Annotated in this window: 13 protein-coding genes; 3 read left to right on the forward strand and 10 right to left on the reverse strand. The window is 25.9% G+C overall.

What is annotated here, in order from left to right; genetic code table 11:
- Positions 1 to 3: 3 nt before the first annotated feature.
- The 9 genes from ACTG44_RS17420 to ACTG44_RS17460 form a co-directional block, all read right to left on the reverse strand.
- The gene (locus ACTG44_RS17420) at positions 4 to 681 is read right to left on the reverse strand and encodes a DNA polymerase (RefSeq protein ID WP_479921704.1); all 678 of its coding nucleotides are present in this window, start codon (positions 679 to 681) and stop codon (positions 4 to 6) included.
- Positions 678 to 1,208 carry a 3'-5' exonuclease family protein gene (locus ACTG44_RS17425; protein ID WP_479921705.1) on the reverse strand — a complete coding sequence of 177 codons (531 nt, stop codon included), beginning with the start codon at positions 1,206 to 1,208 and terminating at the stop codon, positions 678 to 680. Before ACTG44_RS17425 ends, ACTG44_RS17420 begins: the two co-directional genes overlap by 4 nt.
- Positions 1,209 to 1,359: 151 nt before the next feature.
- On the reverse strand, positions 1,360 to 1,620 hold the full coding sequence (locus ACTG44_RS17430) for a hypothetical protein (protein ID WP_479920931.1): 261 nt from the start codon (positions 1,618 to 1,620) through the stop codon (positions 1,360 to 1,362).
- A gap of 109 nt (positions 1,621 to 1,729) precedes the next feature.
- A complete protein-coding gene (locus ACTG44_RS17435; RefSeq protein ID WP_479920932.1) occupies positions 1,730 to 1,888 on the reverse strand; it encodes a hypothetical protein in 159 nt (52 codons plus the stop codon).
- A gap of 15 nt (positions 1,889 to 1,903) precedes the next feature.
- A complete protein-coding gene (locus tag ACTG44_RS17440) occupies positions 1,904 to 2,323 on the reverse strand; it encodes a hypothetical protein (RefSeq protein ID WP_479920933.1) in 420 nt (139 codons plus the stop codon).
- 129 nt (positions 2,324 to 2,452) lie between these two features.
- The gene (locus ACTG44_RS17445; protein ID WP_479920934.1) at positions 2,453 to 2,911 is read right to left on the reverse strand and encodes a JAB domain-containing protein; all 459 of its coding nucleotides are present in this window, start codon (positions 2,909 to 2,911) and stop codon (positions 2,453 to 2,455) included.
- A gap of 48 nt (positions 2,912 to 2,959) precedes the next feature.
- Positions 2,960 to 3,217, reverse strand: coding sequence for a hypothetical protein (locus ACTG44_RS17450; protein ID WP_479920935.1), 258 nt, complete (start codon positions 3,215 to 3,217; stop codon positions 2,960 to 2,962).
- Positions 3,218 to 3,608: 391 nt separating this feature from the next.
- On the reverse strand, positions 3,609 to 3,944 hold the full coding sequence (locus tag ACTG44_RS17455; RefSeq protein WP_479920936.1) for a hypothetical protein: 336 nt from the start codon (positions 3,942 to 3,944) through the stop codon (positions 3,609 to 3,611).
- Between the two features lie 166 nt (positions 3,945 to 4,110).
- The gene (locus tag ACTG44_RS17460) at positions 4,111 to 6,291 is read right to left on the reverse strand and encodes a Bpu10I family restriction endonuclease (protein WP_479920937.1); all 2,181 of its coding nucleotides are present in this window, start codon (positions 6,289 to 6,291) and stop codon (positions 4,111 to 4,113) included.
- 688 nt (positions 6,292 to 6,979) lie between these two features.
- Here ACTG44_RS17460 and dndC point away from each other — a divergent pair.
- Genes dndC through ACTG44_RS17475 form a run of 3 tightly spaced genes read left to right on the forward strand, consistent with a single transcriptional unit; the run spans position 6,980 to position 10,978 of the window.
- A complete protein-coding gene (gene dndC / locus ACTG44_RS17465; protein WP_276198327.1) occupies positions 6,980 to 8,446 on the forward strand; it encodes a DNA phosphorothioation system sulfurtransferase DndC in 1,467 nt (488 codons plus the stop codon).
- Positions 8,433 to 10,592: an AAA family ATPase gene (locus ACTG44_RS17470; RefSeq protein ID WP_479920938.1), complete on the forward strand. Its 2,160-nt coding sequence runs from the start codon at positions 8,433 to 8,435 to the stop codon at positions 10,590 to 10,592. The genes dndC and ACTG44_RS17470 overlap by 14 nt, the downstream gene beginning before the upstream one ends.
- A 2-nt stretch (positions 10,593 to 10,594) precedes the next feature.
- On the forward strand, positions 10,595 to 10,978 hold the full coding sequence (locus ACTG44_RS17475; RefSeq protein ID WP_169469082.1) for a DndE family protein: 384 nt from the start codon (positions 10,595 to 10,597) through the stop codon (positions 10,976 to 10,978).
- Between the two features lie 110 nt (positions 10,979 to 11,088).
- Here the strand turns inward: ACTG44_RS17475 and ACTG44_RS17480 are convergent, their stop codons facing one another.
- On the reverse strand, positions 11,089 to 12,231 hold the full coding sequence (locus ACTG44_RS17480) for an ATP-binding protein (RefSeq protein WP_479920939.1): 1,143 nt from the start codon (positions 12,229 to 12,231) through the stop codon (positions 11,089 to 11,091).
- Positions 12,232 to 12,234: the final 3 nt, after the last annotated feature.

Consider the following 12,234-nt stretch of genomic DNA (forward strand, 5'->3'; position numbering starts at 1 on the left):
TACTTATTTCTTGCTTAGTACTTTTCTAATTTGATTTTGAATACCAATCTCAGTAATTCCATATACTATTCCAAAATTCAAAGACTTACCTATTTTTCTTTCAACATCAGTCACTTCATCTATATGCTTATTGAATACTCTAGAAGCAGTTATAGTGTGCAAATCCATATCATTATTAAATGCATCTATCATAGTTTTATCTTTAGATACTTCTGCAAGTATCCTTAATTCAACTTGACTAAAGTCTGCTACTACAAATGTTTTACCTTCTCTAGCTTTAAAATAAGGTCGCATTATACTAGGTACTGCTTGTAATGCTGGTTTAGAGCATGACATTCTACCACTTACTGCTCCCATTTGAATCCAATTAGGTCTTATAACACCATTATTATCTAAATATTCAGTTATTTTGTAACCAAAAGTATTTATATTTTTTGATAACTTACGATACTTACATAATAATTTAACTTCTTGGTAAATATCTTCAAATTGGGCTAAGACTTCATCAGCAGTAGACTTTATAGGTATATTCCTATTTTGAAAAGCATCTACTATTTGCTTTGGTGAATTTAAGTTTATGTCATAATTGCCTAACGTTAGTTTAAACTCTCTAGCTACTTCATTTGCTTTAGTTTCTAATACTTTTACCTCTTCCTGCCACCCTTCTAAATCAAGTTTTATCCCATTAACTTCAACTCGACCATAGCTGGAAGTATTTTAAGTTCTCGGTCTAATACTTCTAATAATCCTTTCTTAGATATTTCATCATAAAACACCTTATATAGTTCAAATGTGTACTTTGAATCTTTCAAACAATATTCTTTATGAGCTTCTGTGATTTCTTCATCAATCCAGTTATCAGAATCTTGAAGAGTCTTATCTAACTCTACATCAAAGTATTTTTTTACTAAGAATTTTAGATTAGCTTCTTTTAAATTAAGAATTTTAGCCATTATCATGGTATCTACATAGTTGGTTACACTAATCCCATTATGAATTAACCAGCTAACATCAAATATTGCATTGTGGAATATTTTAATAACTTTATTATTTTCCAATATATCCTTTACTTCAAGAATATTTTCATGTACTATTGAATAGTCCTCTTTACTATATAAGGATATAAGTTTTATATCTCCTTTAGTAAAATCTAGATTATTAGTTTCAATATCAACTGCTACATATTTCATTTCTTTAATCTCCTTAATATTAAATTTTCAAAGTTCTTATTTTGTCTTTAGTGAGTTATCTCTCACAAGTATTATTAAAACATATTTCAAATAATCTGAAAAAAGTGGTTATTTTTTTATTTTTTTCCCATCTCTTGACATAAAAAAAATACACCTTCATTCAGTGTATTTATCTTGAGTTTAATAAATCTTTTATTTCATTTAATTGTTTATAACTTATCTTTTTATCAACTACTTGCATGTTATTAATTTCTTTTTCAGCTTCTTCAATACAATATTTTATCTTTTCTTCTATATTAACATCATGCTTAAGTCCTAGTATAATATCTTGATTTTCTGCATCTAATATCTCATTGGCTAAATTTAACTCTTCTATTAGTTTATCCATCTTCTTATAATATTCTTTAACTAGCTCTACTCTTTCTTTCATATTCATTATAAATTAAAAGAATTACCTCAATCGGTAATTCACTTTTAACTCCATTAGTTATGTATCTATTTTCTTTATTAAACATATCTTTTTTACTCCTATCTACATCTTAATACTCTACTGTTGAATACTTATACTCTATTCCATTACTAATTTTAAATGCATATTCTGGATTAATATCTAACACTTCTTCTAAATCATAATTCTCAAGTATTTCATCCATTATCTCATGCTTGTCAGTTTTATTTAACCAAAAATCTATTATCATGTCCTTATCAAATAATCAATCTATTGTATGTTCATCATCTAGCATTGCTTCTAAAGCTTCTTTAGCATATTCTTTTAAGTATTTCTCACTTCTATATATTAAATATTCTTCTATTTCTAAGTATCCATTTATATCTAATGTTTCATAATTAGTAATAGCATTTTCTATACTCATATCTTTTATCTCTGAGTTATACCAAATGAAAAATGGAATAACATCCATATCTATATCTTTAATCTTCATTGTACTTACTACTTCATCTAGCTTACTAGGATTATTTAATAAGTATTCTCCTAATTCTTCATCATCTATATGATTAATTATTGATTCTATTACTTCTTGTGTACTACTTTCTATTTCATTGTATTTTCTTATTAGTTGTTGAAGTTCCTTGAAGAACAATCTATTCAAAATATCTGATTTTATTTTTATCATGTTACCCTCCACTACTCTTATATTTTTTATTAGGGCTTCTAGGGCTTTATTTTCTTAGCCCTGTTAGCCCTAGTTAATTACATAGGGACATAGAAAAAGTCTTAGCTTCTATTCCTAAGCTAAGACTTCCTATATCTTGTTATTTTCTTTAAAACTAAAGTATGTACCATTATCTCCTACTATAATATGGTCCACTAACTCAATCCCTAATATTTCTCCTGATTTGCTTAATCTCTCAGTTATTGATTCATCTTCTTTACTAATAGCTACACTGCCTGATGGATGGTTATGGAAGCATATTATTTTTGATGCATTTGTAAGAACTGCTGTCTTAAATACTTCTCTTGGATGTACTATAGCTGAATTTACAGTGCCAACACTTACTACTTCTATACTTACTGGCTGATTCTTTGTATCTAAACAAGCTACTATAAACTTCTCTCTATCACTATCTATTAAGAAGTTCTTTGCTAATCTATAAGCATCATATGGATTAGTTATCTTCCTAGTTTCATACAATACTGAACTCTCTTTAACTACTTTAAGAGATACAACATTTACTCTTTTTGCTGGTACTTCCTTCTCCATTTTTATCTCCTGTTATTATATTTCTTTAAATCAATCTATTATTCTATTTTAGTAATACATAGTTACACTTCTAAGCCCTATTAACTGTATGTACATTTTAGTTAACTCTATTTCATACTTATCTTGATAAACTCTAGCAATTATAATACTTGATATACCATTATCCATAATTACTCTTATTAGATCTTCTTCTCTATATGTAGGTAATATATTTACTTTCTCATTTGATTCTATCTGTATACATAGTTGTCTGTCATACTCATCTAAGTATTTTATTATGAACTTTTCTTTACTATCATTTATCAAACAGTTTTTTACTAATCTATCTACTTCATTATGATTAATGATATCTTTATGTCTATATAAGATAGATTTATCTTCAATTAACTTAAAAGATATTTCATTTAGCTTCTTATCAATTTAATCACTTCCTCTATTTCGTAATCTATATTAAAAATATATCTATAATTGATACCTTAGACTATAATCTATCCCATATATCGCTTGATTAAACTCCATATTTCGAACAAGCTTTACTTACAGCTTCACTAGGATCTAACCCCTCTGCTATAAGTCTTAAAACAAGTGCTATTATTAATGTCCACATATTTACTTCTCCTTTCAATTATTAATAGTTGCTTTATGTCTTACCATTAAATCAAAATAAGCATCTATACCTTAATAATATAATAAATACTTATTTTAGTAATTCATCTGTTGCTTCATTCTTAGTTATAACAGTAACTGCATAATCACTAGATAATAGGTATAGTGTTGAATTATACTTATCAATATCATCTTCATGTATAACAGCACTAAATTCTTCAATTAATCCCTTTAGTATGTTTACTTTTAGATACTCTACTTCTTCAATATCCTCAATTACACACACATATCCACCATCATCTGTTAATTTTCTGCTCTCTCCATAAGATTCATCTAAAATAATAATAACGTTGTCCACATTATCAACAATTTCTCTAGGATACTCAGATAATAGGTTTAAATCTTCTTTCTTCCATAAGTTAATCATATTAACTCCCCCTTTTAATTTTTGTACTAAAAAGAGATGTTAGTATTTCTACCAACATCTCCATGTATTAGTTTTTTGTATTCCTATCTAGTAGGATATCTATTTAATATAGATCAAGAATATAATATATATTTATATTTTTAATTATAACACTTATATAGCCTTTTTAGAAATATCCTATATTTAATATATCACTTTCTATGAGCTCTTCCTCTTTTATCAATGCAAATATATGCTCTACAAACCTTAAGATAATTTTATAATCATATGGATTATTTTCTAAATATCCTTTATACTCTTCTCTATATTTAATTCTTCCCTCTACTTTACTATAATGTTTTCTTTTATGTGAGCCTATTCTTCTTGCTTTTCTTAGTATTAATATTTCTTCAATATCAGTTATACCCGTACTTATAGGAGTCATATCTAGCCAATCACACAATAAGAAATATTTTGAACCACTTACAGCAATTTTTAGATCATGTGCAGTAGCTGAAGCCTCTTGAAACATGGTTTTATCTAAATTTGTTTTACATTCAGCAACTACATAACCTATGTTAGTAGCTTTTACTATAGAGTTATCGTCTCCAAAATTCGGTGAATAAGATGATTTCATATATATCTTTCTACTTATACAAAAATCTTGATCTTTTTCTTTAACTTCCATACCACCACCAATTTCAGGTTTGTTTAAACTAGAATTAAAATAAACTGATGAAAATGTATGTGTTTGTGAACCTATATCAAAATTTATATCAGAGTATTCCTTTCTTATACATTTATCAACTAAAATAGGTAAAAATTCTTCTATAATCGTATTATCTAACTTTAATTGTCCTTTTTGTCTATATAAAAAATCTTCTGGACTATCAAAGATTAGATTTAAGTCAATATATAACTTATATTCATTTAATAATCTTACCATTTTTTCTACTATTTCTTCTACCGTATTACCTTGTACATTTATTAACTGCTTGTACCATTTTTTATAAACTTCTATAGCCTCTTCTAATCTAAGCCTGTCATTAGTTGGCAATTTATCATTCTCATAACATGCCGCAACTAACTTATCATAATGTACCCTTGATTCTTCTACCACTATTTTCTCCTCCATATTATCATCTTCAATTTTAATTTTATTTATTTTATTAATAACCGTTGGCTTACTAATTGGTGATGTTTCTATATTTTCTACATTTTCTACTGCTTGATTGATTAACTCTTCTATATTTTTTTCCACACTAGTATTTACATTTTTTAACTCTTCAACAGCTATGCAACCAGCTTGTCTTATTTCATTATCTGTGTTAGTATCTATTTTCCTATTATTTTCAAAATGTAATATATCCTCATAAATCATTTGTCCATATCTATTTTTAAAAACTCGTTCTTGCTTACATATAAGATTTAAGTTTAAAACTTCAATTGCAATTCTATATACAAGTTTACTATTACTAATACTTACACCATTAATTTTCGATTCTCTACCTACTACAAATATAATTCTTGAATTATCTTTGCATACTCTCATTAATTCTCTTAGCACTTGACATATATCTTTAGCATACTGAATTGCAGTAAAAAATCTATTTGATCTATGTTTTCTATTTGACCCTACTTCTGATTTTGCATATCCTAAAACTTCATACCCTAAAGTTTCCACTGATTTTCTATACTGCTGATGATAATTATATACATTTATATATGGTGGCGATGTTATTACTAAGTCAATACTACCTTTAGATACTGGTATATTTCTAGCATCCCCATTAATAATATTGATATCGGAATTTCTAAAAGGTAATTCTAGTATTTGTTCTTTTAATTGCTCCCATTTTGAAAATAGTATATCATAATCTAATTTCTTATTATCTATGTCTATTAATACAAAGAATCCTCTTAATAAAATTTCCATATCACTTCCAATATAATCAATATATATTTTTTTTATGGTTTCTTTTATGCTACTATTGATAAAATTTTCAATAGTGATTCTTTTTTTTAATACACATTCTGTCGAATCTAATATTTTTTTTCTTTGTTCAATAGGTAAATTAATAAATGTATATAAATTTGCCATACTAAATGCACTAATATTTAATTCTATACCATATGCGTTATATCCTTTTTTAGAAGATTCATAAATTACCGTTCCACTACCCAAAAAAGGATCTAAAATGGAGTATCCTTCCTTTGCATATTGGTCAATTAATACTTCTACAAATTGTGGTGAAAATTGACCATTCCATGTAAATATATTACTTCTTTCTTTATTTTCTATATTAAGTAAACTTTGTTCTATGTCTATCTTATTAAATTCTATATCCTCATAAGGACTGTTTCTCATATATATTTTGCCTCCTAAATACTGTTCTATAATAATTCCTATTTCTTTTTATCATTTTAAATCTATACATCTTATTATATCTAATAATATTAATCTTTATTGACTATTTAGTCCCTTAGTATTTATATTCATAATAAAACCGTATTGACTTTTCGTCAATACGGTTTTCGTGGATTTCAATGGTGGAGACGAGGGGAGTCTATAAGTGGTTATTTGATTGTTTTGTTGGTTTTTGTAAATGTAGGTATATAGCTATTTATATAAAGTTAAATTTTCTTTTTTTATAACTTTTTTATGCATATATTTGTGTAATTGGGGTATGATTGGGGTATGATTTCTTAAGTTCTATAAATTGAGTCATTAATAAATGTCTATTGTTTAGTCAATCTATAATATAATAAATCTTAAATAGAGTAACTATTCTAAGTAGATACTATTTTTATTTATACATATCTTTATATACATTTATGAGATTCAAGTATGTACATTCTTATACTCTAATTTTTAAATATATTTTCTTAAAATTATAACAATTCTATGTTTAATTAAATTTATATTTTATTGTACTTATGTAAATGTAAACTAATCTATTCTCTAAATATATATTGTGATATAATTATATATAAATTAAAATAGGAGTATTATGTAAAGATCTTAGCTATACTCTTATAGAAAGGATACTTAATATATGGCTGTTAATTACCTAGATAACAACAATTTAGAGGATTTATATGATGAAATGCAGGCCGTATATCTTAATGATGATAGACCTTGGATAATCGGATATAGTTCTGGAAAAGATAGTTCTTGTGTAGTTGAACTTACATTTAGAATGCTTAAAAGACTACCCAAAGAAAAAAGACATAAAGAGATTTATGTAATCTCATCTGATACACTTATAGAAAATCCAATAATACTTGATTATCTAAAAAATAATATAGACAAGATAAATGAAAGTGCTACTGAACATGATTTACCTATAAGTGCACAGATTGTATACCCAGAACTCAATGATAGTTTTTGGGCTAATATAATTGGTAGAGGTTACCCTACTCCAAAGTCTATTAAATATCGTTGGTGTACTGAAAGGCTTAAGATAAAACCATCAAATAAATTTATAAAAGAAAAACTTGAACAAAAAGATGTTATTGTACTGCTTGGAGTTCGTAAAGAAGAAAGTTCCGCTAGAAAATCAAGGATAGAAAAAAGAGAAATAGAAGGTTACCTTCTTACCCCACATGAAACCTTAAGAGGTAAAAATAAACTAGCTTATGTGTATACTCCTATAGTCAATTTTAGTACAGCAGATGTTTGGGATGTACTCTATCATCAAAATGATAATTTCATAGATTTTGGTGGTGAATTTGGACCATCTCCATCTACTTCATGGGGAACTGATGCTATGGAATTATTTCAGATGTATATGAAAGGTTCTGGTGACTCAGATGAATGCCCATTTATAGCAGATGAAGCTAGTGCTAAAAGTAGCTGTGGAAATAGTAGGTTTGGATGTTGGATTTGTACTGTTGTAAAAGAAGACAAATCATTAAATGGATTTATTGAATCTGGTCATGATGAATTAAAGCCACTTTTGGAATTCAGAAGTTGGCTAATTTCTGAGAGAGATAAACCTAAAAATCGTAAAAAACATAAAAGAAATGGCTCTGTCATCAAAAAAGATGGTAGAATCATGTTTGGACCATTTACATTTGAAGCAAGACAAACTATTTTAAGAAAACTTTTAGAAACTCAACTTGAAATGCAAAAATTTTATCCTGATTTACAACTTATACAATTAGGAGAACTTAAAGCTATAGATGAGATTTGGGATAACGAAGAAGACTTAACTGGTAATATATTATCAAAAATATATAAGGAAGTTGTAGGTAAAAACCTACCATGGTCTGAATATAAAAAACCAGTATTTGATGACCTTACTTTAAATATTATATCTGAAAAATGTAGTGAGTATGATATAAATATTGATTTATTTAATAAATTAATGATAGATACAAATAAATACAAATATTTTAGTAATAATACTAAATTAAAAACTTCCATAGAAAGAATATTAAATCAACAGTGGCTTCATCAAGATATTATTGAAAAGATTGAAGAAGAAAGCAACAAGGAGTTAAAATATGAAAATAAATAAACTTGTATTAAAAAATTTCAGATCTTATGAGGAAGAAACCACCTTCAATCTAAATACTACTAGTGACAAAAACATTATATTGATAGGTGGTAAAAATGGTGCTGGTAAATCCACAATATTTGAGGCTATAAAGCTATGTATATATGGACCTATAGCTTATAAATATCAAGGTTTCAACTCTTCATATATATCTCGAGTTAAATCTAATATAAATAATAATTCTTTAAGAAATAGTAAGGTTGATACTTTAGTATCAGTAGATATAGAAATCAGTGAAGGTACTGAAAAAAACACCTATACTTTAATTAGACAATGGACTTTTAAAGATAAAAAATTAAATGAGACATTTTCAGTTTATAAAAATTTTTCAATTACACCATTAAATACTGATGAACTTAACTATTTTGAGAATTATATTACATCTATTATTTCTCCTAAAATATTTGACTTTTTCTTTTTTGATGGAGAACATTTGTATGATTTCTTTATAGGTAAAAATTCAAATATACATCTAAAAGAATCTTTATTATCTCTTTGTAATTTTGATACATTTGATATTTTAAAAAAAATGTTAATCTCAACTAACAGATCCAATAAGAATGTTTCAGATGAGATTAATGTTATAAAAGATGACTATTTAAATTTAGAAGCTGAAATCAACAATTTAAACTCTCAAGAAAAAAATCTATCTTATGAATTAGAAAAAATTTCAAGTGAAATTGAGAAGTTACAACAAGAACAATTAAAAATAAAGAAAGAATTCAGAAAAAAAGGTGGAATTTTAGCAGAAGAAAGAGAAATACTTAATTCTAGAATTGCTGAATTAGAAGGAAATAGGTTTATAATTAATCAAAATATAAAAGATTTTTGTAATGACATACTTCCCTTTTTAATTATAAAAAAACAAATATTAAACTTAGAAAAACAACTTAAAGTAGAGAATGATAGTATATTATATTCTCATCTTAAAGATAAATTAAATATTGAGTATATAAAAAGTCTACTTTCAGATAAGATCATGTCTTCCTCATTAGATGAAATAGCTCTAACTGTTTCTGAGGCTTTAATAGAAGATATAAAACCAGATAGTTATGAAGAGAACTTTGAATCTATCCATAACCTTTCTAATGATGAAAGTAGTAAATTATTATCTTTGATAAATACCATTCTAAATTTTGATAATAATTCTATCGTTAATTCCTTTGAAGAACATAGAAGTATTTCAAATGAATTAGCAGATATAAGACATAAGTTAAATACTAGCTTTAAAGATGAAACTTTGAATACATATATAAATGATATATCTAGTTTATCAAATAAAATTGATTCTTTATTAAAATCAAAGAATTTGCTAGTTACTTCTTTAGATAAATTAAGACTTGAAATAGCTGAGACTAGCACTAAAAGAGATAAATCTAAGGCTAAATATATATATTTACTTCAACATAATAATATTGTTGATATATCTTCTAACCTTATACTTATGTTAGATGAAATAATAACAACATTAACAGAAACTAAAATTAAACTAGTTCAAGATAATTTTATGTATATATTTAAAAGGGTTATTCAAAAAGACAATTTTATTAGCTCTATAGATATTGATGCCAACTTTAATATTTCTTTATATATAAATAAAATATATAACTCTTTAGAACTTGAAAATTTAGTAGAAAATATAGGATCTGAAGAAATGGAGAAGAAGTTGGGAAAATTATTTTTCGAGGATTTATTTAACTTATATAGTGTAAAAGATAAGGATGATCTATTCAATGCTATAAAAGTTAATACTCAATCTACATTTTTAAATCTAAGAACTAAAGTTGACATAGACGAATTCTCTAGTGGTGAAAAACAAATATACATTCTTTGTTTATATTGGGCTTTACTTAAATCTTCAGAGATAGAAATACCATTTATTATAGATACACCTTATGCTAGGATAGATGATACTCATAGAAATAATATTACTAGTGAATATTTTTCTACAATAAGTGATCAAGTTATAATACTATCTACTAATACTGAAATAGATGAAAAATCATATAAGATAATAAAGCATAAGTTAAGTAATGAATACTTGATTGAATATGATAACAAAAATAAAAAAACTATACAAAATAAAGGATACTTTTTCGAGGTGTAATTATGGGATTTAGACTTAAAACATCAGTGCAGACAAAAGAAATATTTGAAGAATTAGGATCTAGAATGAATTTGAAACCATTTGCTCTTTGCAAACTAGCTATCTCAATCTCACTAAGTGATAGTGAGACAATTGATCACTATGAAAGCATTGATAATAATGGTCTTGAACTTAATAGACAAACTATAACCAATCAATATGATGTTCTATTTAAAACTTTACTTGAACAGCATGCAGGTAGACATTTAAGTGATGATGAATACTTTCCTAATCAAGTTAAGCTTCATATAGATAGAGGTGCTCTTATGCTTAAAAACAGATATAATTATTCAAGCAACTTAGAACACTTTATCACCCAAATAGTAAAGGAAAATAATAATCTATAAATTGATTAATATTTATTAAAACATAAATAAATTAAAACATAGGATAGACAATAAATAAAATTGTCTATCCTATATTTTAATTATAAATATTTTTTCTAAATTCACTTATTTTATTTATTAAGTTCCCAAAATGCTTTATCTCTAATATATATAGGTGCGTTCTCACTAGGCATTTTGACTAAGCTTTCATGTTTAGCTAGATTCTTTATCTTATTATATATGTTATCTTCTTCACTTTTATTCTTAGAATTAAATATATATCTTATGTCTTTGTTATTTATATCTGATACATTATGTACTATCCAAGTTGAAATATAATTCTGATACTCATTTTCTGAAGTTGAAAAATGACTTAGAAGTTGTGTTGATAGAATAGTTCCTACTCCAAACTCTCTACCTTCTTTCAATATATTTTTTATAGATGTAAAGTTTCTACTCAAAAAATTATCAGCTTCATCTACTAATATCATTTTATTTAATTGTCTATACTCTCCATTTCCAGTTATATCACTTGATCCAAGTGCTTTCATTTGGCTATAGAATAAATCAAGAGTTATAGCGACTACTAAATTTTGTATTCCTGAATCATAATATGATAAATTTATAACTGTAACTCCATTTATTAAATCAAATAAATTTTTAGTCTTGTCACTATCTGGCTCAAATATTTCAAACTCATTAAAACTTGAAAGAGCTGCATACAATTTATCTTCTTTTTTTATATCTTGATCATCAAGGTATATAGATAGTACATCTTGCATTGTAGGATATGATTTTACCCATGTATTTTCATCATCTTTTTTTATCCCTTTTTTTTCATAAGCTTTCATAATTAATTCTCTCAAAGTAACTTCTTGCTTAGGTCCTAAACCAAATGCTTTTGCTATTGTCTCTTTTAAAGAATTCGCTGTGTGAACAGGTAGTAGTGGCTTTCTTCTTTCAGGTATTATTAAAGTTAGTGGATTATAAGGTAAATGATATATTTCATATACCTTAGCATTTGTTGCATCTACAAAATCATCTTTTATATAGTCACCTTTATAATCAAAAATCAGTATTCCTATTGGTTTACCATTTATATTATGTTTTTGTTCTCTATGAATTTGTGTTACTAAGGATTTAGTAAACTGTGTTTTCCCAGTTCCCATTGTTCCTATTATACCAGTATTAGGATGAGGCACTTTAATCGAATTTGTTGGATCCCAAACAAGTTCTTTATTATTATTTTTTATATTTCCAAATATAATTTTCATTAA

Source organism: Clostridioides sp. LIBA-2809 (genome assembly GCF_056688965.1).